We start from the raw sequence: 24,119 nt of genomic DNA, 5'->3' as shown, positions 1-24,119 counted from the left end.
GGATGCGTCAGAATCCCAGCTTCACCCTCGCGGACGTCGATGAGATCCGTCGTATCGTCGACGCGAATCCGTGGGCCACGATCGTCAGCAACGGCCCCGACGGACTCGTCTCGTCGCACTACGTGGTCCTGCTGGACCAGGACCGCGAAGACCTGACGATCGTCGGTCACGTCGGTCGTCCCGACGACCTGATCCACGGTATGGGGGAGCGCGAGCTGCTGGTGGTGTTCCAGGGGCCGCACGGATACATCTCCCCGGGGTGGTACGGCGACGTGCAGGCGGTGCCGACCTGGAACTACACGGCCGTGCACCTCGCCGGCATCCCGGAGATCCTCTCCGACGAGGAGAACCTCGTCGTGCTCGACCGGCTCGTCGACCGATTCGAAGGACGGATGCCTGACCCCCGCCGCATGTGGGAGCGCCCCAACGATCCGGCGTTCGTCACCCGTCTCGCCTCGGGCACCGTGGGGTTCCGGCTCACGCCGAGCCGCGTCGTCGCGAAGCGCAAGCTCAGCCAGAACAAGCCGGCAGAGACGGTGGATGCCGTCATCGAAGCGCTGGAGTCCGACGGGCCGTACGCGCACCCCGAGCTCGCCGCCGAGATGCGCAGAGCGCGTGACGCTCGCACGGGCGCCGTCCGGTGAGCGCGAACGGCGAGGGCATCGGCACCGTCACCTCGGTGCGGATCGCGGGCCCCGGTCGCGAGTTCCTCATCGACGACGAACCCGTCGACGTGTTCCTCGACGACGGGCGGATCGTCGACATCGCCCCGGCCGGCGCGGTGGCCGCGCGCGGGGAGGTGCTCGATGGTGACGGCGCATGGGTCGTGCCCGGACTCTGGGACAATCACGTGCACACCGTGCAGTGGGCATTGGAGTCGCAGCGCACGCCGCTCGGCGACGCCGCCTCCGCAGCAGAGGCAGCTCGCATCATGTCGCGTGCGGTGCCGCTGCAGGACGGACGCCGCGTCGGCAGCGGGTTCCGGGACGCCCTCTGGCCCGATGAGCCGAGCCTCGCGCTGCTCGACGCAGCGACGGGCAGCGCGCCCACGTACCTCATCAATGCGGACGTCCACAGCACCTGGCTGAACTCGGCCGCCCTGCGCCGGGAGGGGTTCGATGCCGTCGACGGCGTGCTGCGAGAGGCCGATGCTTTCGAGATCTCGCGTCGCCTGAACGCCGCCGATCCGGCGCAGAGCGATCACGCCGTCGCACAGGCCGGCGCGCGGGCCGCGTCGCGGGGAGTCACGGGCCTGGTCGACTTCGACATGGCCTGGAACGCCGATGCGTGGTCGCGCCGCGTGCAGGCGGGTTTCGCCGCGCACCGGGTCGAGTTCGCCGTGTATCCCTTCGACCTCGCCCGCGCGATCGCGACGGGCCTGCGCACGGGAGAGGCCCATGAGCTCGTCGACGCGCCTGAGGCGGCGCGCGGTCTCATCCATGTCGGCCCGCTGAAGATCATCAGCGACGGGTCCCTCGGCACCCGCACGGCCGCCTGCTCGCACGCCTACCCCGACGATCCGGACAACTACGGAGTGCTCACCGTTCCTCCGGCGGAGCTCACCGAGCTTCTGACGACCGCGACGGGCGCGGGGCTAGCGGTCGCTGTGCACGCCATCGGCGACCGAGCGGTGACCGCCGCGCTCGACGCGTTCACCACGACCGGCGCGGTCGGGACGATCGAGCACGCGCAGCTGGTGCGTCACGCCGATCTCGCTCGCTTCGGTCGGCTCGGGGTCGTCGCCAGCGTGCAGCCGCAGCATGCGCTCGACGACCGCGACATCGTCGGTACGCACTGGTCGTCGCAGACCTCGATCGGCTATCCGCTGAGGGCTCTGCAGGACGCAGGGGTGGAGCTGCGGTTCGGCTCGGACGCACCGGTCGCGCCCCTGGATCCGTGGCAGGCCATATCGGCGGCCGTTGCGCGGACGGACGACGAGCGAGCGCCGTGGCATCCCGAGGAGGCACTGCGATTCGAGGAAGCGCTCGGTGCGAGCGTGCGGTCGTCAACGCGACCGGGCGAGGTCGCTGACCTCGTGCTGTGCGGCGTCGACCCTCGCTCCGTCGAGGGGCAGACGCTGCGCGGGATGCCGGTCGTCGCGACGCTCCTCGGCGGACGTCTCACGCACCGCGGGTGAGGGTCGTCGCGGCTTGCCTGCGAGAACCAGGAAGGGCACCGGGATCGCTCCCGGTGCCCTTCCTCGTCTCAGTGCGATTACGCGGCGATGTGCGAGACGAGGAACCAGCGGTCCTTCTCGAGTCCGCGCATGATCTCGATCGCGACGTCCTGGCTCGTCAGGTCGACCTCGTCGAGTCCGTCGATCGCGGCCTTCAGGTCGACGAGGATCGCGTCGATGTCGGTGATGACCGCGCGCACCAGCTCGTCGGACTGCGTGAAGCCGGCCGGCACGGACGTGTCGCCCGCCTTGCCCGCGACGGTGTTGACGCGTGCGTCGATCGGCAGTCCGAGGGCGACGATACGCTCTGCGGCGGTGTCGGCGAAGTCGCCGGCGTGGGCGACGATCGTGTCGAGCAGCTCGTGCACGCCGACGAAGTTGGCGCCGCGCACGTGCCAGTGCGCCTGCTTGCCGTTGATCGTGAGTGCCTGGAGGCCGAGGACGACGGGGGAGAGGAACTGGGCGGCTGCGGCCGCGACGGTCGGGTCGCTGGCGGTGGTGGGAACGGTCTGTGCCTTGCTCATCGTGACTCCTCCGGAGTGGATTCTTCTGCCTGGTGAAGACAACGCTACTCGTCTGGAATCATTCCGCAAGCAAGCGAAGGCTCGGCTTACCGCCCCGTAATCACGCGGAAAATCGGGCGTGTGAGGGTAGTCTCGCCTCATGAGCATCGCAGCCGGCGCATCCGTCCTCGCCCTCGGCGACAAGGTCCCTTCGATCGCCCAGGCGACCTTCGTCGCCGATGGTGCCCGTGTAGTCGGGGACGTGCGGATCGAGCCGGGGGCGAGCGTCTGGTACAACGCCGTGCTGCGCGCGGACTCGGCGCAGATCTCCGTCGGTGCAGGGAGCAACGTGCAGGACAACGTCTCGGTCCACGTGGATGCCGGTCATCCCGTTCGAATCGGCGCGAAGGTGTCGATCGGGCACAACGCCGTCGTCCACGGGTGCACGATCGGCGACGGTTCACTGGTCGGCATGGGCGCGGTGGTGTTGAGCGGCGCCGTGATCGGGGCGGGATGTCTGATCGCGGGCGGGGCCGTAGTGCTGAGCGGCACCGAGGTGCCGGACGGTTCGCTCGTCGCCGGCGTCCCGGCGAAGGTGCGCAGGTCACTCACCGAGGACGAGCGGGAGGGGCTGATCGCGAACGCCGACATCTATCTCGGTCATCTGCGCACGCACGAGGACGCGACTCCGGCCTGACGGACTCGACCGCTAGGCTTGTCGCTACGGGGCGGTGGCCAAGCTGGTTAAGGCAGTGGGCTCATAACCCAACGATCGCGGGTTCAAGTCCCGCCCGCCCTACCGTCGAATCCGCGCACGGACGAGCATGTCAAGCCCTTGTTGCGCGAACCGAGGCGCTGACACTCTGAGAAGCGGAACGACCGGCTCACCCTGCCCGGTTCGTCCGGAATCTAGGAGGCATCATGACCATCGGCACCGGCGTCGTGCTCTTCGTGATCGGCGCGATCCTCGTGTTCGCCCTCAACATCCAGGTGGACTGGGTCAACCTCGACATGGTCGGTTACATCCTGATGGCGGCGGGCGCACTCGTCTTCATCATCGGGCTGATCCTGCTGGTCGCCCGGCGCGGTCGCCGCGACACCGTCGTCGAGCGAGACGTGATCTGACGCGGCCTCAGTCCGCTGCGGACTCGAGCGCCCCGGGGCCGGTCTCGATCGGCTCCGGGGCTTCGAGGTGCTCGTCGACGAGCGTGATTCCCCCACTCGAGTTGGCGGAGTGAGCAAGATCCTCGATCCATCGCCGGCTCAGTTCGGGAGTCTCCGGATCCTGGAAGACGAAGCGCAGCGGGATGGACGGGTGCAGCCAGATGGTCGAGCGTCCGTTCGGCTGACCGTCGGGGTGACGCCAGGAGACCGTGAAACTCTCGTTGCGGCGGAGCTTCGTGGCGACGACGACCTTCAGATGCGCGAGCGCGCGGTCATCGATCTGGATCGGCTCGGAGTCGCCGTAGTACAGAAAACCCATGTCTCGAAATCTAGGCTGTCGTGAAACCCGTTCCGAGCCGTGACGAGGCGCCACGCCAGAAAAGCGAACAGGGTGTTCGCCTCGCGTCATCTCCTGTGCTTACCGGCCGTCACCGACGGCAGTACGCCGAACGCCTCCCGATAGGCGGCTGCGAAGCGCGACGGGTGCGCGAACCCCCAGCGTCGGGCGATGGCCGCGACCGTCGTCGGCACCCCCGAGCGGAGTTCGCGGTGGGCTCCGTCGAGGCGCGCCTGTCTCAGGCACTCGGCCGGTGTGACATCGAGCGCACGCCGGAACGCATACTGCAGTCCGCGCGTCGAGATGTGCACAGCGGCGGCCACATCGTCGATCGTGATCGGTCTGTGCGCGTTCTCGGCGATATAGGCGAGGGCTCTCCGCACCGTCGCCGGCGCGGGCGCGGTCTGCGGTGAGCGGGAGCGCCTGCTCAGGATGGTCGTCGAGAACGTCGACAGCGTCGTGGTCGCTGCGTGCCGGGCGAGTTCCGCACGGAGCAGGGCGTCTCCCGCCTCGAGTTCCTGGATGCTGCGTTCGACGTAGTCGAACATGCGGTCCCACGCCGATGCCGCAGCGGCGGTCGAGGGGGAGAGGTCGGTGACGTGAAGCGCCATGGTGTCGTCGCCGGTGATGCGGCGCGCGAGCTGCTCGAGCGGCTCACGGTCGAAGACCAGCGCGGTGACGCGGACGCTCTCGTCCCAGTGCGCGTGCACCCGCGGGCCGTCGGTCAACCAGGGACGTGCAGGGTCGAGATCCGCCCCGTCGGAATGCAGGCGGACGCCGGCTCCGTCGACGCGACAGGCGAGGAACTGATCCTGCGGCTCAGCCGTCGAGTGGACGCGAGCGGCGAGGTCGTAGCGGACGATGCTCATGCCGGGAAGCACCTCGGAGTGCCAGTCGAAGCGGAAGCGCCGGGGGTCGACGTCGTGCAGGATCGCCGAGGGGACGTACTGCTGCCAGGTCTCCTCGACACGGGCGACGTCACGGGAGTGGAAACGCATGGGGGAGATCCTCTCTCAGGGGCGCTCTACGGGGGCGCACCGGCCATGACCCGTCGATGGTGTCTTCGGGATCGATGCGACCGATGCGGATGAAATAGTCGGTGAGACTCGCGGCCTGGGCGCGGGCCCAGCCGATCTGCCTTTCGTGGAGCTCGGAGAGCGTCACGGGAAGCACGAACTGTCGGGCCAGCGCCTGGGCGATGCGCCCGGCCGCGACGGCATCGGCGGAAGCATCGTGCGCGTCCTCGAGTGGCACCGCGTAATGCGCTGCGACGACTTGCAACGTGCGCTTACCGGGCCGATATCGATCATAAGCCTTGTCGATGACAAGGGGATCGATCACGGGGGACGGGCTCTCGAGGACCGGGATGCCGTGCCGCCGCGCCTCATGCGCGAGCAGGGAGAAGTCGTAGGAGGCGTTGTAGGCGACGATGGGCACTCCCTGCGAGAGCAGCGATGCGAGAGCAGAGGAGACCTGCGTCACCACTTCGAGCGCAGGGCGACCGTGAGTCTGCGCATGGGCGGTCGTGATCCCGTGCACGGCGGTCGCGCCGTCCGGGATCGGGATGCCGGGGTCTGCCATCCAGTTCCGGGCCGCGATCTCCACACCACGATCGTCGAGCAGGCCGACGTGCGCGGTCACGATGCGATCGTGCTCGACGTCGACTCCGGTCGTCTCCAGGTCGAACACCCCGACGCGCGTGATCCACTCGGGGATCGGGGCATCGCGGGGCATGGGATCACGGTAGAGGCGAGCACCGACATCGGGCCTGAAGAACACGGGAGCGCTCCTTCGGATCCGTAGACTCGAGGGATGACCGTCACGTCGCCGTACGCAGACCGCCTGAGCCGACTGCCGGTGGAGAGGCACGCCGTGCACGTGCGCGGCGCGGACACCGCCTACTGGGTGTACGGCCCGGCGGACGCCGAGGTCACCCTGATCGCGGTGCACGGATTCCGCGGAGAGCATCACGGCCTCGAGTCCGTGCTCGCCTTCCTTCCCGAGGCGCGGGTCGTCGCCCCCGACCTGCCGGGCTTCGGCGAGTCCGCTCCCGTCGCAGGGAGGACGTACGACCTCGACGAGTACACGGCGTGGTTGAGCGATTTCGCGGCGCAGGTCGCTCCGGGTGCCGTCATCCTCGGCCACTCCTTCGGGTCGATCGTCACTTCCGCCGCCGTCGCGTCAGGGCTCTCGACGCCGGAGCTGATCCTGATCAATCCGATCGGGGCGCCGGCGCTGGCGGGTCCGAAGGGCGTCATGACGCGTCTCGCCGTGCTCTATTACGCGTTCGGCGCGAAGCTGCCCCCGCGGCTCGGCACGGCACTGCTGAGGAACCGGCTGATCGTGCGGATCATGAGCATCGCCATGGCGAAGACCTCCGACCCGGGATTGCGCCGGTTCATCCACGACCAGCACGACACGTACTTCTCGCGCTTCGCCGATCGCGACGTGCTGCGGGACGCCTTCGTCACGAGCGTCTCGCACGACGTGAGCCAGTTCGCATCGTCCATCGACGTCCCGACGCTGCTGATCGCGGCGCAGCGCGACGACATCACCCCGATCGAGGTCGAGCGGGAGCTCGTGCGGCGCTTCCCCGACGCGGAGCTCGTCGAGATCGCCCACGTCGGGCACCTGATCCACTACGAGACACCGGCCGAGGCCGCCGGCGCGATCCGTCGCTTCCTCAGGATTCCCGTTTCGCGAGGCCGATGAGCCCGGCGACCCGGAACGGGATGACCTCGCCCATCGCGAGCGCGGTCTCGGTGCGCTCGACTCCCTCGATCGACAGGATGCGGGCATCGGTGTCGAACAGATGACGGGCGTCACGGCACGCGACCCGCGCCAGGAGATCGATGGAGCCGCTGAGACCATGGGCCTGCACGACTTCGGGGATGCGCGCGAGTTCGTTGATGATGCGAGGCAGCTCGGTCTGACGGACGCCGATGCTCACGAACGCCTGCAGGGGGAATCCGAGCACGTCGGTCGAGAACGACCTCTCGTAGGAGAGGAACACCCCGGTCTGCTCGAGACGTGCCATGCGCGCCTGGATGGTGTTGCGCGAGAGGCCGAGATTCTCGGCGAGTGCCACGATCGTGACACGAGGATCGTCGGCGAGCGCGGCGAGGAGTTCGAGATCGATGCGGTCGAGGCCAGCCATAGTGCCAAAGGGTAGCAGGGTGGTATTCCACTGAATTGAGCAACATGCTCAAGCGGTCTTCCATTGCTTGAGCGAGGTGATGAGCAGACGTACGCTCTGGTTAGCCGGTGACGATGCCGGTTGCCGCGCGGTCGTCCCAGGAGGACGCCGCGAACGAGGAGGACGATGATGTCACCGCAGATCACCCCGATCGTCGACACCGCGCAGGATCTGGAGCTCGCAGAGCGCATCCTGACCCCCGACGGCGCGCGGATCCCGAACCCCCAGCTCGATCGCCTGATCAGCGACGTCGATCCCGCTCAGCTGCGCGCGCTGCACCGCGACATGGTCGTGCTCCGGCGTATCGACACGGAGGGTGTCGCCCTGCAACGGCAAGGACAGCTCGGCCTGTGGGCGCCGTGCCAGGGGCAGGAGGCCACGCAGATCGGCACGGCGCGCGCACTGGCGCCTCAGGATTTCGTGTTCCCGAGCTACCGGGAGACCGGTGTCATCTACGCCCGCGGCGCCCAGCCCGGCGACTACGTCCGCATGTGGCGAGGTGAGGAGGGCGCGGGGCATGACCCTGCCGCGCTTCGTGTGGCGCCCCTGCAGATCATCATCGGCGCGCAGTCCCTGCACGCGGTCGGCTACGCCCTCGGCATCCGTCTCGAGGGCGCCCACGAAGTCGCCGTCACCTACTTCGGCGACGGCGCGACGAGCCAGGGCGACGTGAACGAGGCGATGATCTTCGCGGCGTCCTACCGGGCGCCCGTCGTGTTCGTGTGCCAGAACAATCACTGGGCGATCTCCGAGCCGGTGGCTCTGCAGTCGCAGTACCCCATCGCGGGTCGCGCGCCGGGCTTCGGCATCCCGAGCATGCGAGTCGACGGCAACGACGTGCTGGCGTGCCTGGCCGCGATGCGCTGGGCGCTCGATCACGCACGCTCCGGCAAGGGGCCCGCCTACATCGAGGCCGTCACGTACCGGATGGGGCCGCACACGACTGCCGACGACCCGACGAGGTACCGCCCCGCCGAGGAGCTCGAGGCCTGGCGCGACCGCGACCCGATCGCTCGTCTGGAGACCTACCTCCGGGGGATCGGCGAGCTCGATGACGAGCATCTCGCCGAGACGCAGGCGGCGGCTGATGCCGTGGCGAAGGAGATGCGGGCGGAGTGCCTCGGCATGGTCACCCGTGAACCCCTCGCGGTCTTCGACGGTGTCTACGCCGAGCCGCACGCGGGACTCGACCGCCAGCGCGACGAGTACGCGGCCTACCTCGCGACGTTCGAGAGCGAGGTCTGATCATGACGGAACTCACTCTCGGGAAGGCTCTCGGGGCCGGACTGCGTCAAGCGATGCGCGACGACGACAGGGTCGTTCTGCTCGGCGAGGACATCGGCAAGCTCGGCGGCGTCTTCCGCATCACCGATGGGCTCCTCGACGAGTTCGGATCCGCGCGCGTGATCGACACCCCGCTGGCGGAGTCCGGCATCGTCGGGATGGCGGTCGGACTCGCCTTCCGCGGCTACCGTCCGGTCGTCGAGATACAGTTCGACGGCTTCGTGTACCCGGCGTTCGACCAGATCGTCGCGCAGGTGGCGAAGCTGCACTATCGCACCCAGGGGCGAGTGAGGATGCCGATCACGATCCGCATCCCGTGGGCCGGCGGCATCGGTGCCGCCGAGCATCACTCGGAGTCTCCGGAGGCGTACTTCGTCCACACGGCCGGACTGCGCGTGATCGCGGTGTCGAATCCCGCGGACGCCTATCGGAGCCTGCGGCAGGCGATCGCGAGCGACGATCCGGTGATCTTCTTCGAGCCCAAGCGCCTGTACCACCACAAGGGCGATGTCGACCTCGACGCGCCCCTCGCGGATGCCGCCCCGATGGGCCTCGCGCGCGTCGTTCGGTCCGGCTCGGATGCCACTCTCATCACCTATGGGGCGATGGTCACCACCGCGCTGCAGGCGGCCGACGCCGCGGAGGACGAGGGTGTGTCGCTCGAGGTCATCGACCTCCGGTCGCTGTCGCCCGTCGACTACGACTCCGTGGCAGCGTCGGTGCGCAAGACGGGCCGTGTGGTGGTGGCCCACGAGGCCTCCCGCGAGGCGGGTGTGGCCGCCGAGGTCATCGCGAGCATCACCGAGCGCTGCTTCGAATACCTCGAGTCCGCGCCGCTGCGGGTGACGGGCCACGACATCCCCTATCCGCCGGCGAAGCTCGAGAAGCACCACCTCCCGGACCTCGACCGGCTGCTCGACGCGGTCGACCGGGCGATGGATCGGCCGAACAGCCTGACGGGGGTCGACCTGTGATCGCCGAATTCCGCCTTCCCGACCTGGGTGAAGGCCTCACGGAGGCCGAGGTCGTGCAGTGGCTCGTCTCGCCCGGCGATCCCGTCGCACTGAATCAGACTCTCGCGGAGGTCGAGACGGCGAAGGCCGTCGTGGAGCTGCCCTCGCCGTACGAGGGCACCGTCTCGACTCTGCACGCCGAGGCGGGCGAGACCGTGGCCGTGGGCGCGCCTCTCATCGCGTTCGAGGTGGAAGGCGCGGATGCGGCGGTCTCCGCCGCCGAACAGCCCGCGACCGCGGACGCCGAGGAGAAGACCCAGCCCAACCTGGTCGGCTACGGCGCGGCGCCCACGGCCTCGGGTCGCCCGGCTCGTCGGGCACGACGTGGGGGAGCGGTGCCGCAAGCCGATACCGCCGTACTCGAGGCGGCACCGCACGACGCCACGCCATCTGCATCGTCGGAGACGGTTGTGGAGCGACCGCGCTCCACGCCGCCGGTGCGCGCCCACGCGAAACGCCTGGGTGTCGACCTGGTGCTGATCGCAGCGGAGGTCGGGAACCGGCTCATCACGCGTGCCGACGTCGACGCCTATGCGGCTCGCGTCGGAGCGGCGTCGATCACAGCCGCGCCGACAGCGACCACGACGGTGCCCGACGGCCCGGCCGCCCTTGCGTCCGGGAACCGCGAGACGCGCATCCCGATCCGAGGGGTGCGCAAGCACACCGCGGCGGCCATGGTGCAGAGCGCGTTCACGGCACCACACGTCACGGTCTTCCACACGGTCGACGTGACCGCGACCATGGATCTGGTCGCCACTCTGCGTGCGGATCGGCCTCTGGCCGAGCATCGGATCGGGCCGCTCGCCGTGGTCGCAAAGGCCGTGTGCATGGCGCTGCCGCGCACGCCGGGCCTCAACTCCCGCTGGGACGAGCAGGCGGGCGAGATCGTCGAGCACGGGTACGTCGACCTCGGCATCGCCGCAGCGACCGATCGAGGTCTCATCGTCCCGAACATCAGGGAGGCTCAGTCGCTCACGCTCACACAGTTGGCGGACGCGATCGCCGGGTTGGCGAGCACCGCGCGGTCGGGCAAGACGTCGCCGGCTGAGCTCGCCGGCGGCACCTTCTCGATCTCGAACATCGGCGTGTTCGGTGTCGACGCCGGCACGCCGATCCTGCCGCCCGGGCAATCGGGCATCCTCGCCGTCGGTGCTGTCCGGCGACAGCCGTGGGAGTACCGCGGCGAGATCGCGCTGCGGCAGCTGATGACGTTGAGCCTCTCGTTCGACCATCGACTGGTCGACGGTGCCGAGGGTGCGCGGTTCCTCAGGGACGTCGCCGACGTGCTGGAGGAGCCGGGGCGGGCGATGCTGTTCAGCTAGGTGCGCGCAGCGCCGCCTCAGCCATCGCGCCGAGCACCGCGGCGGTGGTGGAGCGGCGCCGTGCCGCGGAACGCGTGCTGTGCGGCGTGGAATTGATGAGGCCGAAGCAGGCCTGCACGCGCAGGCGCAGTTCGTCGGGGTCCGCCTCGACCAGGGGCGCCAGCGTGCGGATCCACAGTTCGACGTATGCCCGCTGCAGTCGCCGCACCTCGGCGTGGTCGCTTGCGGCGAGCTGCACGACGTCTCGATCGTGCACGCGGATCACGTCGGCGTGACCGAGCGCGAATTCCACATGGAACGCGATCAGCGCCCGCATCCTCTCCGCATCGTCCGCGGCCTGCGCCGCGACGTCCGTGCCGCCGGAGACGAGGTCCTCGCTGACCTGCACCAGCACGGCGCCCAGCAGCGCCTGCTTGCCGGCGAAGTGGCGGTACACCGCGGGGCCCGAGACCCCGACCGCCGCGCCGATGTCCTCCAGGCTGACGCCGTTGTAACCGCGCTCGGCGAAGAGTCGCGCAGCCTCGCGGAGGATGGCGTCGGAGCGCTCGGCCTTGGCGCGATCTCGAGCCGTCACAGGGGTTGTCATCTCAGTTAATCCTCGCTAACCTGATGCAATCGGTTAGTGAACACTAACCGAAAAGCGCATCGAGCGCGCCGATCGTTACAGAGGCGCGATGTGGGTCGAGGAGGACAACACGATGCCGGTATCCCAGGAGACCCTGGCCGCGGAGCTGCGCGAGCGCCTCGCGACCGCCGCTCTCGGCGGATCGGAGGCCTCGCGTCAGAGGCACCTGTCCCGCGGGAAGCTGCTCCCGCGCGACCGGGTGACCCGGTTGCTGGACGAGGGCAGTCCTTTCGTGGAGATCGCACCCCTCGCCGCCGACGGACTGTACGACGGTGAAGCGCCGGGAGCCGGAGTCATCGCCGGTATTGGTCTCGTGCACGGGCGGCACGTCATGGTCGTCTGCAACGACGCCACGGTCAAGGGCGGTACCTATCTGCCCCTCACCGTGAAGAAGCACCTGCGCGCGCAGGAGATCGCGCTCGAGAACCGGCTGCCGTGCCTCTATCTCGTCGATTCCGGTGGTGCGTTCCTTCCGAAGCAGGACGAGGTGTTCCCGGACCGCGAGCACTTCGGCCGCATCTTCTACAACCAGGCGCGCATGTCGGCGGAACGGATCCCGCAGCTCGCCGCCGTGCTCGGCTCCTGCACCGCGGGCGGCGCATACGTGCCGGCGATGAGCGACGAGACCGTCATCGTTCGCAACCAGGGGACGATCTTCCTCGGCGGGCCCCCGCTCGTGAAAGCCGCGATCGGGGAGGTCGTCACAGCAGAGGAGCTCGGCGGCGGCGAACTGCACGCCCGACGAAGCGGCGTCGTCGACCACCTCGCCGATGACGACGAGCACGCACTCGAGATCCTGCGCGACATCGTCGCCACGCTCCCCGCTCCTGCCGCGCCGGCGTGGGAGGTGCACGAGAGCAGGCTCCCTTCCGAACTCGGCGCGCTGTACGACGTCGTGCCGGTCGACGTGAACGAGGCGTACGACGTGCACGTGGTCATCGACCGCCTCGTCGACGGAGACAGCTTCCGCGAGTTCAAGGCCGAGTACGGCACCACGCTCGTCACCGGTTTCGCCCGGCTGCACGGCCACCCGGTGGGCATCGTCGCCAACAACGGCGTGCTCTTCAGCGAGTCGGCGCTCAAGGGCGCCCACTTCATCGAGCTCTGCGACCAGCGCGGCATCCCCCTGCTCTTCCTGCAGAACATCACCGGCTTCATGGTCGGATCGGATGCCGAGGCCGGGGGTATCGCGAAAGACGGCGCGAAGATGGTGACGGCCGTCGCGAGCACGAGGGTGCCGAAGCTCACCGTGATCGTCGGCGGCTCATTCGGCGCCGGCAACTACTCCATGTGCGGACGCGCCTACTCGCCCCGGTTCCTGTGGACCTGGCCGGCCAGTCGGATCTCCGTCATGGGCGGCGCCCAGGCGGCGTCCGTTCTCGCCACGGTGAAGGAGGACCAGCTCGCCGCGCGAGGCGAGTCGTGGAGCGCCGATGACCGTTCCGCTTTTCAGCAGCCGATCCGCCAGCAGTACGAGACGCAGGGCGAGCCGTACTACGCGACGGCACGGCTCTGGGACGACGGCATCATCGATCCCGCGCAGACCCGCGACCTCCTCGGGCTCGCGCTGGACGTGGTCGCCCGCACGCCCCTGCCCGAGCCCCGTTTCGGCCTCTTCAGGATGTGACCGCCATGTCGACGACCCCGTACTTCCAGACCGTCCTCGTCGCGAACCGCGGCGAGATCGCCCGCCGCGTCATCCGCACTCTGCGGACCCTCGGCATCCGCAGCATCGCCGTGTACAGCGATGCCGACGCGAACGCGCCGCACGTGCGCGAAGCGGATGACGCGGTGCGGATCGGCCCCCCACCAGCCGCTGAGTCCTATCTCGACATCGATGCCGTGATCTCGGCCGCACGGACCACCGACGCCCAAGCCATACACCCCGGTTATGGCTTCCTGTCGGAGAGCGTTGGTCTCGCCGAGGCCTGTGCGGAGAGCGGCATCGTCTTCATCGGCCCCGGTGTCGAGGCTCTGCAGATCATGGGCGACAAGGCACGAGCGCGCGACCACGTCATGCGCTCGGGCGTTCCCGTGGTGCCGGGCTTCGACGCGCGCGGCCTGTCGGACCAGGAGATCGCCGACGAAGCGGGATCCGTGGGCTTTCCTCTCCTCGTCAAGCCCAGCGCGGGCGGCGGAGGCAAGGGCATGGAGGTCGTCGCTGATGCCGCCGGCCTCGCACCCGCCCTCGCTTCGGCGCGGCGTGTCGCGAAGGCAGCATTCGGCGAAGATTCGCTCATTCTCGAGCGGCTGATCCGCAGGCCCCGGCACATCGAGGTGCAGGTCGTCGGGGACGCAGACGGAACGGTCATCGCGCTCGGCGAGCGCGAGTGCACTCTTCAGCGCCGACACCAGAAGGTGATCGAGGAGGCGCCGTCTGCGGGAATCCCGGAGTCCACGAGACAGACCCTTCTCGAAGCCGCCGTGCAGGCCGGGGAGAGCGTCTCGTACGTGGGCGCCGGCACCGTGGAGTTCCTCGTCGACGCCGACGCACCGGACGACGTGTTCTTCATCGAGATGAACACGCGGCTGCAGGTGGAGCACCCCGTCACGGAGGAGGTCACGGGCCTCGACCTGGTGGAGCTGCAGCTGCGCGTCGCCGCGGGCGGCAGGCTGGATCCGGCTCCGAAGCTGACCGGTCACGCGGTCGAGGCGCGGGTCTACGCCGAGTCTCCGCACCGCGGGTTCCTCCCGTCGACGGGACGGATCCTGATGTTCGGGCCGCCCGCCGGTGTGCGGGTGGATGCCGCGGTGGAGTCCGACTCCGAGGTGTCGGGCTTCTACGATCCGATGATCGCGAAGATCATCGCCGTGGCCGACGACAGGCAGACCGCGCTGCGCCGGCTCGACGAGGCGCTTGCCGCGACCGTGGTGCTCGGCGTGGAGACGAACATCGAGTTCCTCCGCCAGCTCTGCCGCGATCCGCGAGTCGTCGAGGGAGACCTCGACACCGGCATCATCGAGACGCTCCTGCCCGTCGTGGCCGAGCCGCCCTCACCGGCCATGCTCGCCGCAGCGCGGGAGGCCGTGCTGGCGGCCCGCGACGAGAAGGCCGACCGCGCGGGGCGCGCCGGCGGCGTGTGGGCGGCTCTGTCCGATCCGCGGCGGCGCGCTCTCGCCTTCCTCACAGACGACGGCCAGGTGATCGACGGCGTCGAGGGGGCGAACGGCCCCGGGGTCTCGACCGCGATCGATGCCGATGGCACGGTGTGGGTGAGCGAGGCCGGGCGATCCGCCCGACTCACGCCGCTCGACCGACGGGCCACGACCATGAGGCGTCTGCGGACGCGCGACGAGGGCGCCGCGGGCGCGGGGCCCGAGGGCCGTGCGCCGATGCCGGGCAGCGTCGTGGCCGTGCACGTCGTCGACGGAGCGACGGTGAAGGCGGGCGACCCGCTCGTCTCCATCGAGGCGATGAAGATGGAGCACCCGGTGCTCGCCCCGCAGGACGGCAGCGTGCAGGTGCTCGTCGCCGTGGGGGACCAGGTTCGACGCGATCAGCCGGTGGCGCGAGTGACGGAGGAGAACGAATGATGGATCAGCTGACCGAGGAGGAGCACGAGCTCGCCGCGATGGTGCGGGAGTTCGCCGACACCGTCGTCGCGCCCCAGTCGTATGAGGCGGACCGCACGCACACCCTGTCGATGGATGTCGTCGCATCGATGGGCGATCTCGGCCTGTTCGGACTCCCGTTCCCCGAGGAGTACGGCGGACAGGGTGGCGACTATATGGCGCTCGGCATCGCCATCGAGGCGCTCGGCCGCGTCGACCAGTCGATCGCCATCACGCTGGAAGCCGGCGTGAGTCTCGGCGCCATGCCGATCTTCCGCTTCGGCACCGAGGAGCAGAAGCAGGAGCTCCTTCCCGACCTCCTGGCCGGACGCGCCCTGGCCGGCTTCGGCCTCACTGAGCCCGAGGCCGGCAGCGATGCCGGAGCCACGCGCACCATGGCCCGCCTCGAGGGCGAGGAGTGGGTGATCGACGGCTCCAAGCAGTTCATCACGAATTCCGGGACGCCGATCACCCGTTTCGTCACGGTGACCGCCGTCACCGGTCAGGCCGACGGGCGCAAGGAGATCTCGACGATCATCGTGCCCAACGGCACCCCCGGATTCACGGTCGAGGCCCCCTACGACAAGGTCGGCTGGAACGCGTCGGACACCCATCCGCTCACCTTCGACGGCGTCCGCGTGCCGGCGGCGAATCTGGTGGGCGAGCGGGGGAGCGGCTTCCGCAACTTCCTCAGCATCCTCGACGAGGGGCGGATCGCGATCGCCGCCCTGTCGACGGGCGCCGCGGAGGGATGCCTCGAGGCCGCCGTCGACTACGCGAAGAGCCGCACGATCTTCGGCAGCGCGCTCAGCACCCGGCAGAACGCGCAGTTTACGCTCGCCCGCATGCGCGCCCGCGTGCACACCGCTCGCCTGGCCTGGCACCACGCTGCCCGTCTGCGCGACGCCGGGCGTCCGTTCGCCGAGCAGGCCGCTATCGCGAAGCTCGTCGCCGGCGAGGCGGCGATGGACAACGCGCGTGACGCGACGCAGATCTTCGGCGGGAACGGCTTCATGAACGAGTTCCCGGTCGCGAGGCACTACCGGGACTCGAAGATCCTCGAGATCGGCGAGGGGACGACCGAGGTGCAGCTGCTCGTGATCGCGCGCGCCCTCGGGCTCGCCGGGTAGCGTGGCGGCATGACCACGCACGACATCGTTCAGCGCGGGCTGTACTTCGAGGAGTTCGAGGTCGATGCCCGATACCTGCACCGCCCGGGGCGCACCGCGACCGAGGCCGACAACGTGCTGTTCACCACGCTCACCATGAACACGCAGGCACTGCATCTCGATGCGGCGTTCGCCGACGCGCGGGACCCCTTCCACGCGCGCCTCATGAACTCGATGTGGACGCTGTCGACGATGGTCGGGTCGTCCGTCGCGCAGCTGACGCAGGGAACCCTCGTGGCGCAGCTCGGGTTCGGTGAGATCACGTTCCCGCATCCGCTCTTCGCCGGGGACACTCTCTACACCGAGAGCGTGGTCTCCGAGAAGCGGCTGTCCGGCTCGCGTCCCGGTCAGGGCATCGTGTCGATCGCTCACACGGGTCGCAATCAGGACGACGTCGTCGTCGCGACCGCCACACGGTCGGTCCTCGTGCGCTGCCGTCCGGAGGAGGAGAGCCGATGACGTTCGAGCTCGGACCCGCTCTGCTGTTCTGTCCCGCCGATCGCCCGGAGCGTTTTGAGGGCGCGCTCCGGAAGGCGGATGCGGTGATCCTCGACCTCGAGGACGCGGTGCTGCCGGACGCCAAGGTCGCGGCCAGGGGACACCTCGTCGACGCGCACATCGATCCCGACCGCGTGATCGTGCGGGTGAACTCGCCCGAGTCGGCGGAGTTCGTTTCGGATCTCGCGACGCTGAACCAGACGGACTTCCGCCGCGTGATGGTGGCGAAGACCGAGGACCCGGAGGCGCTGTCGGCTTTCGACGAGCGCTTCGAGCTGATCGCGCTGTGCGAGACGGCCCGCGGGGTGCAGGCCGCGGATCGCATCGCCGCTCATCCCCGTGTCGCGGCGATGATGTGGGGCGCGGAGGATCTCGTCGCCTCGCTGGGCGGAACCTCGAGTCGGACGGATGCCGGGGGCTACCGTGACATCGCCCGCTACGCGCGGTCGCGAGTGCTGCTCGAAGCCGGCGCTCAGGGCAAAGTGGCGATCGACGCCGTGCACATCGACATCGACGACGTCGCGGGGCTCGAGTCCGAGGCCAGGGATGCCGCGGCGTCGGGCTTCGCTGCGACCGCGTGCATCCACCCGAGTCAGGTCGCGATCATCCGCGCCGCGTACGCGCCCGACGCCGAGACGGTCGAATGGGCCGGTGCCGTGGTGAGCGCGGCGGAGTCGGAGCGGGGCGTCTTCCGGTTCCGCGGGCGAATGGTCGACGAGCCGGTGTTGCGCCACGCGCGATCGATCCTCGCCCGGGCGCGCTGAGCGCAAGTCGGCTGACTTGGAAGCGGATGGTCGGTCAGAGCAGGATCGCCGGCTCGAGCAGTCGCAGGGATCCCGGCGACGCTTCGAAGCGGTGCACCGACCCGTTGGCGAGCACCTCGCCCACCCGGGGAAGCGTGCCCCCGGACACGTGATCGATCAGTGACCGGATCACTCCGCCGTGCGTGACGACGATCACCGATTCGGCCACGGGGGTCGAGCGTCGCCGCGAGTCGCGCGCGATGCCGTGCAGTGCGCGCAGCGCGCGGTCGGCGACGCCCTCCAGAGTCTCCGCGCCCGGCACCGGGGCGATCCAGTCGCCGTACAGCTCGAGGTACTCGGAGACGAGCTTGCCCTCGCCATCGCCGAACTCGCGTTCGCGCATGTCCGGTACGAGGGTGGGCGAGTCGAGTCCGAGCTCCGCCGCGATGATCTCGGCGGTCTCCCGAGCGCGCACGAGCGGGCTGGCGTAGATCGCGTGGTGCATCGTGTCGGCGAGCAGCGCGGCCGCGGTGCGAGCATCCGCTCGCCCCGTCTCGTTCAGGGGGATGTCGGTCGACCCCTGGATGCGACGGGCGAGGTTCCAGTCGGTCTGGCCGTGGCGCACGAGGGTGATGAGGGTCATGCGAGAAGCTCCTGGAGGGCGGGCAGGACGTCGCTCGTGCCGGCGGCGATGGTGACATCGGCCCAGGCGTCCGCGCGCGTCGGTTCGCGGTTGATGATGACGAGCGGGATGCTCCGACGTCGCGCCCGCTCGACGAGGCGGACTCCGGAGTTCACGACGAGGGAGGATCCGGCGACGATCATCGCGTCGCTCGACCGCAGCAGCGACTCGGCAGCCTTGAAACGGTCGAGCGGGACGTACTCGCCGAAGAACACGACGTCCGGCTTCAGCATCCCGTCGCAGACCGTGCACGACGGCACGATGAATCCCTCGGTGCTCTCCGGCAGCACGTCGCCGTCGGGAGCGAGCTTCACGTTCTCGGGCACCGTGATCCAGGGATTGCGATCCTCGATCTGGGTGGCGATGTCGCGACGGTCGAAGACCTGTCCGCAGCGCAGGCACACCACGCGGCGCATGGTGCCGTGGACCTCGATCACGTGCGAGCTTCCGGCGCGCAGGTGCAGACCGTCGACGTTCTGGGTGATGACGCCGCTGACGCGACCCGCACTCTCCATCTCCGCGAGCGCGACGTGTCCGGGATTGGGTTCCGCGCGGGCGAACGCACGCCAGCCCAGGTGACCGCCGACCCAGTACCGGCGCCGCGCCGCCTCGTCGCCGAGGTAGCGCTGGATGGTCATGGGGTCTGAGCGCGTTCGCGCGCCCTCGCCGCGATAGGCGGGGATGCCGGAGTCGGTCGAGATGCCCGCACCGGTGAGGAGGGCGACGCGGCGTCCGGCGAGGAGTTCGGCGGTGCGAGCGACGACGGCCGACAGCTCGGCCGGACTCGAATCGCTCACGGGACCTCCTGCAGCGAGTCTACGGCGTGACGCCGACACCGGGTCGCAGATGGGAGAGTGGACCGGTGGAACTGCTGGAACTGACGGATGCCGACGACTCCCGACTCGACGACTACCGCGGCCTCACCGACACGGCGCTGCGCCGGGTCGCGGAACCGGAGGGCGGCCTGTACATCGCGGAGTCGGCGAAGGTGATCGAGCGCGCCGTCGCTGCCGGGCACCGGCCCCGCTCGGTGATGGTGCAGCGGCGGTGGGTCGACGGCATCCGCTCGACGATGCAGGCGCTCGACGTCCCTGTCTACGTGGTTCCCGATACCGTCGCCGAAGCGGTCGCGGGGTTCGCCGTCCACCGCGGCGCCCTCGCCTCCATGCACCGCCCCGAGCTGCCGAGCGTCGCCTCGGTCGCGGCGGATGCACGGCTCGTCCTGATCCTCGCCGACATCGGCGACCACGCGAACATCGGCGCCGCGTTCCGCGCGGCAGCGGGACTCGGCGCGGACGCGGTGCTGGTGTCACCCGGCTGCGCCGACCCGCTCTACCGGCGCAGCGTGCGGGTCAGCATGGGCACCGTGTTCCAGGTGCCGTGGACACGCATGCCGGACTGGAGCAGCACCGTCGATGCGCTCCGCGATGCGCAGATCGCGACCGCGGCTCTCGCTCTCGACGAACGCGCTGTGCCGTTGCGCGAGTTCGTTCGCGAGCGCCCGGAGCGCGTCGCGCTGATGATGGGATCCGAGGGCGACGGGCTGTCGGCCGAGGCGCTGATGCTGGCCGATCACGTCGTGACGATCCCGATGAGCGGGGGAGTGGACTCGCTCAACGTCGCCTCGGCAGCCGCCGTCGCCCTGTGGGCGCTCGCCGATCACTGACGCATCGCGGAAACCGACGCTCCGGCGGGGCGCCGAGGTCAGCGGTTCTCGGGCAGCCGCAGGAACGGCGCCGCCTCGGGACGCTTCGCCGCGACATGGTCGCCGGAGGACTGATGGCGCAGCCGACGCAGCACCCACGGGACGAGGTGCTCGCGTGCCCAGCCGAGGTCTTCGGCTCGCGCCTCCCGCCAGGTGCGAACGGGGAGGGACTCCGGTTGCATCGACTCCAGGTCGTTGGGCACGTTGAGCGCCCGCAGCACCATGCGCGCGACCTCGTGGTGCCCGAGCGCGTTGTAGTGCAGACGGTCGTCGTCGAAGAACCGCATGTCCTGCACGACCTTCAGCGTCCACTGATCGGCGACGATGCAGTCGTGGCGATCGGCGATCGCTCGCACGTTCTCGTTGTAGATCGCGACCTTGCCGCGGAACGGGCGGAACACGGGCGTGAATCCCGTGTCGATGCCGGTGAACAGCAGCACGGCCGCACCCGTCGAGGAGAGGCGGGCGACGGCATCCTCGAGCTGTGCGGCGATCGCGTCGGGATCGGTGCCCGGGCGGATCACGTCGTTGCCACCGGCGCAGATCGACACGAGATCGGGGCGCAGCGCGACGGCCGGTTCGATCTGGTCCTGGACGATCTGCGCGATGAGCTTGCCCCGCACCGCGAGGTTCGCGTAGGCGAAGTCGTCGACCTGCTGTGACAGGACCTCGGCGACACGATCCGCCCAGCCGCGATGACCGCCGGGAGCCGCGGGATCGGGGTCGCCGATCCCCTCGGTGAACGAGTCGCCCACGGCCACGAAACGGCGCCACGGGTGGGGCGTGTCGTTGGCCACGTACGGGGTCCGAGTCGAATCCTGGTCGGTCATCCAGCTCTCCTTCGCGAACGTGCGCCGCGCATCGACGGCGGCGGCGCAGTGACCGAGCCTACTCCGCCGGTCGGCATCCGTGCCGGTGCGATCCGGTGTCGGCGGCACCGATTATCGTTGTCTCGATGCTTTCTCCGTCCTTTCCCCAGCGTGCCCCGTGGGGAACCGCCAACAAGCTGCGTGCCTGGCAGCAGGAGGCTCTCGAGCAGTACTTCGAGGCGGATCAGCGCGACTTCCTCGTCGCCGCGACACCCGGGGCAGGCAAGACCACGTTCGCCCTCACCCTCGCCGTCGAGCTCATGCGCAGCGGCGAGGTGAACCGGATCATCGTCGTCGCACCGACCGAGCACCTCAAGACGCAGTGGGCCGATGCCGCCGCCCGCGTGCACATCCGACTCGACCCGCACTTCAAGAACAGCCACTGGGCGCCGGCCCGGCACTATCACGGCGCTGTCGTGACCTACGCGCAGGTGGCGGCGAAGTCCTCGGTGCACCGTCACCTCACGGAGGACGCGAACACGCTCGTGATCCTCGACGAGGTGCACCACGGCGGAGACGCGCTGAGCTGGGGCGACGCGATCCGCGACGCCTACAGCCCGGCCAAGAGGCGTCTGCTCCTCTCCGGAACGCCGTTCCGCAGCGACACGGCGCCGATCCCGTTCGTGGAGTACCACCCCGACGAGTCCGGCGCGCGGATCTCGCGGACCGACTACAACTACGGGTACGGGCGAGCCCTCGCCGACGGCGTCGTGCGGCCGGTGCTCTTCCACATGTACGCAGGCAAGATGCGGTGGCGCACGAGTTCCGGCGATGAGCTCGAGACGCATCTGGGCCAGGACAACACGAAAGACGTCACGTCGCAGGCCTGGCGCACGGCTCTCGACCCGGAGGGCGAATGGATGCCGGCGGTTCTCTCTGCCGCCGATCGGCGCCTCACCGAGATCCGCCATCACATCCCCGACGCCGGCGGACTCGTCCTGGCGACCGACCAGACGGTGGCGCGGGCCTACGCCAAGATCCTCCACAGCATCACGCGCCAGCAGCCGACGATCGTGCTCTCCGACGATGCGACGGCGTCGGAGCGGATCGAGAAGTTCAGCGCCAGCGACGACCGCTGGATGGTCGCGGTGCGCATGGTGTCGGAGGGCGTCGATGTACCGCGGCTCGCGGTCGGCGTGTACGCCACCTCGTCGTCGACGCCGCTCTTCTTCGCCCAGGCCATCGGCCGTTTCGTGCGCGCCCGCCGCCGAGGCGAGGCGGCGAGCGTGTTCCTTCCTCAGGTGCCCGTGCTCATGGGGCTCGCGAACGAGATGGACAAGCAGCGCGACCACGCGTTGGACCGGCAGTCGAAGGACGACGACGGGCTCGAGGACTCGCTCCTCGACAGCGCGAACCGCGAGGACGACGCCTCCGACGCGCTGACGCAGGAGTTCAGCTACCAGGCACTGTCGTCGATCGCGCACTTCGACCGGCTCGTGTTCGAGGGGCAGGAGTTCGGGCAGCTCGCCGAGCCGGGCACCCCCGAGGAGGAGGAGTTCATCGGGTTCCCCGGTCTGCTCGAACCGGAGCACGTGCACGAGCTCCTCATGCAGCGTCAGGCGCGGCAGTCCCGACTTCGCGAAGCACGAGAGGCCGCAGCCGGGCCCACCGAGACGACCACGCTCCCCGCGCCCCTCCACCGCACGCTCAAGGAGCAGCGACAGCTGCTGAACAGCCTGGTCGGCCTCTACGCCCGGCAGAAGGGCGAGCCGCACGGAGCAGTGCACGCCGAGCTGCGGCGCATCTGCGGAGGTCCGGCTGTCGCCCAGGCCACGGTCACCCAGCTGCAGGCGAGGATCGACGTGCTGCGCAAGCGCGTCCGCTCTTGATCGACGACCCTCGCCGCACTCCTTCCTTCGCCACCCCGAAAAGCTGGCAATCACGGGTTTCCGGCGTGCTCGCCGTGCTGCGCCGATTAGCGTGGAATCGCCCCCGCAGCAGTACCGAGGAGACGTCATGACCACCCCTGCGCCCGCCCCCGCGACCGACGCCGATCGACGTCGATGGGCCCGCTACCTCGTCGAGGAGCGGGCAGAGGGTCTCGTCTACCAGCGGCTCGCTCACCGCCGCTCGGGGGAGGAGCGCGAGATCCTGCTCGGACTGGCCGAGGCCGAGCGACGCCACGAGCAGCACTGGCTCGACCTTCTCGGCGGCGAGCCGGCGCGCCTGCCCAGAGCGGGTGTCCGTTCTCGTCTGCTCGGACGGATGGCCGGACGCTTCGGCTCGATCTTCGTACTCGCCCTCGCGCAGAGCGCCGAGGCGCGATCGCCGTACGACGAGGAGCAGTACGCGACGCCGGCGATGCGCGCCGACGAGAAGGTGCACTACGAGGTCGTCCGCGGACTCGCCGCACGGGGGAGGCGCCGCCTGTCCGGCTCCTTCCGAGCCGCGGTGTTCGGCGCGAACGACGGTCTCGTCAGCAACCTCGCGCTCGTGCTCGGCATCGGCGCGACCGGCGTCAGCTCGGGGTTCGTGCTCTTCAGCGGCATAGCCGGGCTCCTCGCGGGCGCGCTGTCGATGGGCGCCGGGGAATTCGTCTCGGTGAGGTCCCAGCGCGAGTTGCTCGCGGCGACCGAGGCGAACGACGACGCAGCGGCCACCGCCGCCGACCTCGACATCGATGAGAACGAGCTGGCCCTCGTCTACCGCGCGAGGGGAGTCGGTCCGGAGGAAGCGCTCGAACGGGCCGGCCGCATCGTCGCCGCAGCCCGAGCCGGCGTCGAGCGCACCGCCACCACCGGTCCGGTGCACGTTCACGGCGGTGACGACCACGACATCGTCGGCAGCGACTGGACGGCCGCCCTCTCGTCGTTCCTGCTGTTCTCCTCCGGAGCCATCATCCCCGTGCTCCCGTGGATCTTCGGACTTCAGGGCACGACGGCGGTCGTCGTCGCGCTCGTTCTCGTCGGCGTCGCGCTGCTGTCGACGGGCGCAATGGTCGGCATCCTGTCCGGCGGGCCGCCGCTGCGCCGTGCGCTGCGCCAGCTGGCGATCGGCTTCGGAGCCGCTGCTGTCACGTATGTCCTCGGACTCGTCTTCGGCGTCGGGGCGGTGTGACCTCGGCGTCCGGCCGATGCCTCGCACCGGCCGGACGCCGGGTGCGAAGAAGGCCCCGGAGATCGATCATCTCCGGGGCCTTGTCTGTGCGCGGAGGGGTGTCTGGTTTCAGGACATCGTGAACGGGTGTCTCGGGACATCGTGAACAGTTCATCTGGTGTCGCGGGGATGTCTCAGGACATCGTGAACGGTGGCCAAGTACGAGATCCTGATCAAAGCCGTGA

At 69.6% G+C, this 24,119-nt stretch carries 25 protein-coding genes and 1 tRNA gene; 17 read left to right on the top strand and 9 right to left on the bottom strand.

Annotation, left to right across the window (positions count from 1 at the left end; translation table 11 throughout):
• The first annotated feature begins 2 nt into the window (after positions 1-2).
• Entirely contained in the window at positions 3-644 is a 642-nt protein-coding gene (locus M3195_RS04410; RefSeq protein WP_251585355.1) for an FMN-binding negative transcriptional regulator, read from the top strand.
• Entirely contained in the window at positions 641-2,137 is a 1,497-nt protein-coding gene (locus tag M3195_RS04405) for an amidohydrolase (RefSeq protein WP_251585354.1), read from the top strand. The genes M3195_RS04410 and M3195_RS04405 overlap by 4 nt, the downstream gene beginning before the upstream one ends.
• 77 nt (positions 2,138-2,214) lie before the next feature.
• Here the strand turns inward: M3195_RS04405 and M3195_RS04400 are convergent, their stop codons facing one another.
• The gene (locus M3195_RS04400; protein ID WP_096716027.1) at positions 2,215-2,700 is read right to left on the bottom strand and encodes a Dps family protein; all 486 of its coding nucleotides are present in this window, start codon (positions 2,698-2,700) and stop codon (positions 2,215-2,217) included.
• A gap of 139 nt (positions 2,701-2,839) precedes the next feature.
• On the opposite strand from M3195_RS04400, the gene M3195_RS04395 reads away from it, so the two are divergent.
• From M3195_RS04395 to M3195_RS04385, 3 genes are all read left to right on the top strand, one after another.
• The gene (locus M3195_RS04395; RefSeq protein ID WP_251585353.1) at positions 2,840-3,376 is read left to right on the top strand and encodes a gamma carbonic anhydrase family protein; all 537 of its coding nucleotides are present in this window, start codon (positions 2,840-2,842) and stop codon (positions 3,374-3,376) included.
• A 28-nt stretch (positions 3,377-3,404) separates the two neighbouring features.
• Positions 3,405-3,478 (top strand) — tRNA-Ile (locus M3195_RS04390).
• 122 nt (positions 3,479-3,600) lie between these two features.
• Positions 3,601-3,804 (top strand): DUF6458 family protein, encoded by a 204-nt coding sequence (locus M3195_RS04385; protein ID WP_096716029.1) that lies wholly within the window; start codon positions 3,601-3,603, stop codon positions 3,802-3,804.
• 7 nt (positions 3,805-3,811) lie between these two features.
• On the opposite strand, the gene M3195_RS04380 is transcribed toward M3195_RS04385, so the two are convergent.
• The 3 genes from M3195_RS04380 to M3195_RS04370 form a co-directional block, all read right to left on the bottom strand.
• Entirely contained in the window at positions 3,812-4,162 is a 351-nt protein-coding gene (locus M3195_RS04380; protein WP_251585352.1) for a DUF7882 family protein, read from the bottom strand.
• A gap of 86 nt (positions 4,163-4,248) precedes the next feature.
• Positions 4,249-5,178, bottom strand: a complete 930-nt coding sequence (locus M3195_RS04375; protein ID WP_251585351.1) for a helix-turn-helix transcriptional regulator — start codon at positions 5,176-5,178, stop codon at positions 4,249-4,251.
• Positions 5,159-5,914 (bottom strand): 3'-5' exonuclease, encoded by a 756-nt coding sequence (locus M3195_RS04370; protein ID WP_251585350.1) that lies wholly within the window; start codon positions 5,912-5,914, stop codon positions 5,159-5,161. Before M3195_RS04370 ends, M3195_RS04375 begins: the two co-directional genes overlap by 20 nt.
• A gap of 78 nt (positions 5,915-5,992) precedes the next feature.
• Here M3195_RS04370 and M3195_RS04365 point away from each other — a divergent pair, with 78 nt between their 5' ends.
• Positions 5,993-6,892: an alpha/beta fold hydrolase gene (locus tag M3195_RS04365; RefSeq protein ID WP_251585349.1), complete on the top strand. Its 900-nt coding sequence runs from the start codon at positions 5,993-5,995 to the stop codon at positions 6,890-6,892.
• Here M3195_RS04365 and M3195_RS04360 read toward each other — a convergent pair.
• Positions 6,864-7,337 (bottom strand): Lrp/AsnC family transcriptional regulator, encoded by a 474-nt coding sequence (locus tag M3195_RS04360; RefSeq protein ID WP_251585348.1) that lies wholly within the window; start codon positions 7,335-7,337, stop codon positions 6,864-6,866. The two genes, M3195_RS04365 and M3195_RS04360, sit on opposite strands and share 29 nt — an antisense overlap.
• Before the next feature lie 168 nt (positions 7,338-7,505).
• Here M3195_RS04360 and pdhA point away from each other — a divergent pair, with 168 nt between their 5' ends.
• The 3 genes from pdhA to M3195_RS04345 are packed head-to-tail and all read left to right on the top strand — an operon-like array spanning position 7,506 to position 10,995.
• Entirely contained in the window at positions 7,506-8,621 is a 1,116-nt protein-coding gene (pdhA, locus tag M3195_RS04355; protein WP_251586403.1) for a pyruvate dehydrogenase (acetyl-transferring) E1 component subunit alpha, read from the top strand.
• A gap of 2 nt (positions 8,622-8,623) precedes the next feature.
• The gene (locus tag M3195_RS04350; protein WP_251585347.1) at positions 8,624-9,634 is read left to right on the top strand and encodes an alpha-ketoacid dehydrogenase subunit beta; all 1,011 of its coding nucleotides are present in this window, start codon (positions 8,624-8,626) and stop codon (positions 9,632-9,634) included.
• Complete coding sequence (locus tag M3195_RS04345) at positions 9,631-10,995, top strand: dihydrolipoamide acetyltransferase family protein (RefSeq protein WP_251585346.1); 1,365 nt, start codon at positions 9,631-9,633, stop codon at positions 10,993-10,995. The genes M3195_RS04350 and M3195_RS04345 overlap by 4 nt, the downstream gene beginning before the upstream one ends.
• Here the strand turns inward: M3195_RS04345 and M3195_RS04340 are convergent.
• Entirely contained in the window at positions 10,988-11,581 is a 594-nt protein-coding gene (locus tag M3195_RS04340; RefSeq protein ID WP_251585345.1) for a TetR/AcrR family transcriptional regulator, read from the bottom strand. The two genes, M3195_RS04345 and M3195_RS04340, sit on opposite strands and share 8 nt — an antisense overlap.
• Positions 11,582-11,693: 112 nt before the next feature.
• On the opposite strand from M3195_RS04340, the gene M3195_RS04335 reads away from it, so the two are divergent.
• Genes M3195_RS04335 through M3195_RS04315 form a run of 5 tightly spaced genes read left to right on the top strand, consistent with a single transcriptional unit; the run spans position 11,694 to position 17,603 of the window.
• Complete coding sequence (locus M3195_RS04335; protein WP_251585344.1) at positions 11,694-13,247, top strand: carboxyl transferase domain-containing protein; 1,554 nt, start codon at positions 11,694-11,696, stop codon at positions 13,245-13,247.
• A gap of 5 nt (positions 13,248-13,252) precedes the next feature.
• Positions 13,253-15,154: an acetyl/propionyl/methylcrotonyl-CoA carboxylase subunit alpha gene (locus M3195_RS04330; protein ID WP_251585343.1), complete on the top strand. Its 1,902-nt coding sequence runs from the start codon at positions 13,253-13,255 to the stop codon at positions 15,152-15,154.
• The gene (locus M3195_RS04325) at positions 15,154-16,302 is read left to right on the top strand and encodes an acyl-CoA dehydrogenase family protein (protein ID WP_251586401.1); all 1,149 of its coding nucleotides are present in this window, start codon (positions 15,154-15,156) and stop codon (positions 16,300-16,302) included. Before M3195_RS04330 ends, M3195_RS04325 begins: the two co-directional genes overlap by 1 nt.
• Positions 16,303-16,311: 9 nt before the next feature.
• A complete protein-coding gene (locus tag M3195_RS04320) occupies positions 16,312-16,800 on the top strand; it encodes a MaoC family dehydratase (protein ID WP_251585342.1) in 489 nt (162 codons plus the stop codon).
• Complete coding sequence (locus M3195_RS04315) at positions 16,797-17,603, top strand: HpcH/HpaI aldolase/citrate lyase family protein (protein ID WP_251585341.1); 807 nt, start codon at positions 16,797-16,799, stop codon at positions 17,601-17,603. Before M3195_RS04320 ends, M3195_RS04315 begins: the two co-directional genes overlap by 4 nt.
• A 34-nt stretch (positions 17,604-17,637) precedes the next feature.
• Here the strand turns inward: M3195_RS04315 and M3195_RS04310 are convergent, their stop codons facing one another.
• Together M3195_RS04310 and M3195_RS04305 are read right to left on the bottom strand one after the other, a co-directional pair.
• The gene (locus M3195_RS04310) at positions 17,638-18,225 is read right to left on the bottom strand and encodes a histidine phosphatase family protein (protein WP_251585340.1); all 588 of its coding nucleotides are present in this window, start codon (positions 18,223-18,225) and stop codon (positions 17,638-17,640) included.
• On the bottom strand, positions 18,222-19,061 hold the full coding sequence (locus M3195_RS04305; protein WP_251585339.1) for a Sir2 family NAD-dependent protein deacetylase: 840 nt from the start codon (positions 19,059-19,061) through the stop codon (positions 18,222-18,224). Before M3195_RS04305 ends, M3195_RS04310 begins: the two co-directional genes overlap by 4 nt.
• Before the next feature lie 65 nt (positions 19,062-19,126).
• On the opposite strand from M3195_RS04305, the gene M3195_RS04300 reads away from it, so the two are divergent.
• Positions 19,127-19,930, top strand: coding sequence for a TrmH family RNA methyltransferase (locus M3195_RS04300; RefSeq protein WP_251585338.1), 804 nt, complete (start codon positions 19,127-19,129; stop codon positions 19,928-19,930).
• 38 nt (positions 19,931-19,968) lie between these two features.
• Here the strand turns inward: M3195_RS04300 and M3195_RS04295 are convergent, their stop codons facing one another.
• Complete coding sequence (locus M3195_RS04295) at positions 19,969-20,799, bottom strand: SGNH/GDSL hydrolase family protein (protein ID WP_251585337.1); 831 nt, start codon at positions 20,797-20,799, stop codon at positions 19,969-19,971.
• A 125-nt stretch (positions 20,800-20,924) separates the two neighbouring features.
• On the opposite strand from M3195_RS04295, the gene M3195_RS04290 reads away from it, so the two are divergent.
• A complete protein-coding gene (locus M3195_RS04290; protein ID WP_251585336.1) occupies positions 20,925-22,667 on the top strand; it encodes a DEAD/DEAH box helicase in 1,743 nt (580 codons plus the stop codon).
• Between the two features lie 127 nt (positions 22,668-22,794).
• Positions 22,795-23,895 (top strand): VIT1/CCC1 transporter family protein, encoded by a 1,101-nt coding sequence (locus M3195_RS04285; RefSeq protein WP_251585335.1) that lies wholly within the window; start codon positions 22,795-22,797, stop codon positions 23,893-23,895.
• Positions 23,896-24,119: the final 224 nt, after the last annotated feature.

This window comes from Microbacterium hydrocarbonoxydans (genome assembly GCF_023715885.1).
GTDB lineage: Bacteria > Actinomycetota > Actinomycetes > Actinomycetales > Microbacteriaceae > Microbacterium > Microbacterium hydrocarbonoxydans_C.
This window is presented reverse-complemented; position numbering and strand designations above follow the sequence as displayed.

Coding starts and splice junctions, on each gene's coding strand:
- M3195_RS04400 (WP_096716027.1), bottom strand. CDS start 2,700: ATGAGCAAGGCACAGACCGTTCCCACCACCGCCAGCGACCCGACCGTC.
- M3195_RS04330 (WP_251585343.1), top strand. CDS start 13,253: ATGTCGACGACCCCGTACTTCCAGACCGTCCTCGTCGCGAACCGCGGC.
- M3195_RS04350 (WP_251585347.1), top strand. CDS start 8,624: ATGACGGAACTCACTCTCGGGAAGGCTCTCGGGGCCGGACTGCGTCAA.
- M3195_RS04410 (WP_251585355.1), top strand. CDS start 3: ATGCGTCAGAATCCCAGCTTCACCCTCGCGGACGTCGATGAGATCCGT.
- M3195_RS04365 (WP_251585349.1), top strand. CDS start 5,993: ATGACCGTCACGTCGCCGTACGCAGACCGCCTGAGCCGACTGCCGGTG.
- M3195_RS04335 (WP_251585344.1), top strand. CDS start 11,694: ATGCCGGTATCCCAGGAGACCCTGGCCGCGGAGCTGCGCGAGCGCCTC.
- M3195_RS04360 (WP_251585348.1), bottom strand. CDS start 7,337: ATGGCTGGCCTCGACCGCATCGATCTCGAACTCCTCGCCGCGCTCGCC.
- M3195_RS04370 (WP_251585350.1), bottom strand. CDS start 5,914: ATGCCCCGCGATGCCCCGATCCCCGAGTGGATCACGCGCGTCGGGGTG.
- pdhA (WP_251586403.1), top strand. CDS start 7,506: ATGTCACCGCAGATCACCCCGATCGTCGACACCGCGCAGGATCTGGAG.
- M3195_RS04385 (WP_096716029.1), top strand. CDS start 3,601: ATGACCATCGGCACCGGCGTCGTGCTCTTCGTGATCGGCGCGATCCTC.
- M3195_RS04320 (WP_251585342.1), top strand. CDS start 16,312: ATGACCACGCACGACATCGTTCAGCGCGGGCTGTACTTCGAGGAGTTC.
- M3195_RS04395 (WP_251585353.1), top strand. CDS start 2,840: ATGAGCATCGCAGCCGGCGCATCCGTCCTCGCCCTCGGCGACAAGGTC.
- M3195_RS04290 (WP_251585336.1), top strand. CDS start 20,925: ATGCTTTCTCCGTCCTTTCCCCAGCGTGCCCCGTGGGGAACCGCCAAC.
- M3195_RS04375 (WP_251585351.1), bottom strand. CDS start 5,178: ATGCGTTTCCACTCCCGTGACGTCGCCCGTGTCGAGGAGACCTGGCAG.
- M3195_RS04325 (WP_251586401.1), top strand. CDS start 15,154: ATGGATCAGCTGACCGAGGAGGAGCACGAGCTCGCCGCGATGGTGCGG.
- M3195_RS04295 (WP_251585337.1), bottom strand. CDS start 20,799: ATGACCGACCAGGATTCGACTCGGACCCCGTACGTGGCCAACGACACG.
- M3195_RS04380 (WP_251585352.1), bottom strand. CDS start 4,162: ATGGGTTTTCTGTACTACGGCGACTCCGAGCCGATCCAGATCGATGAC.
- M3195_RS04285 (WP_251585335.1), top strand. CDS start 22,795: ATGACCACCCCTGCGCCCGCCCCCGCGACCGACGCCGATCGACGTCGA.
- M3195_RS04310 (WP_251585340.1), bottom strand. CDS start 18,225: ATGACCCTCATCACCCTCGTGCGCCACGGCCAGACCGACTGGAACCTC.
- M3195_RS04315 (WP_251585341.1), top strand. CDS start 16,797: ATGACGTTCGAGCTCGGACCCGCTCTGCTGTTCTGTCCCGCCGATCGC.
- M3195_RS04340 (WP_251585345.1), bottom strand. CDS start 11,581: ATGACAACCCCTGTGACGGCTCGAGATCGCGCCAAGGCCGAGCGCTCC.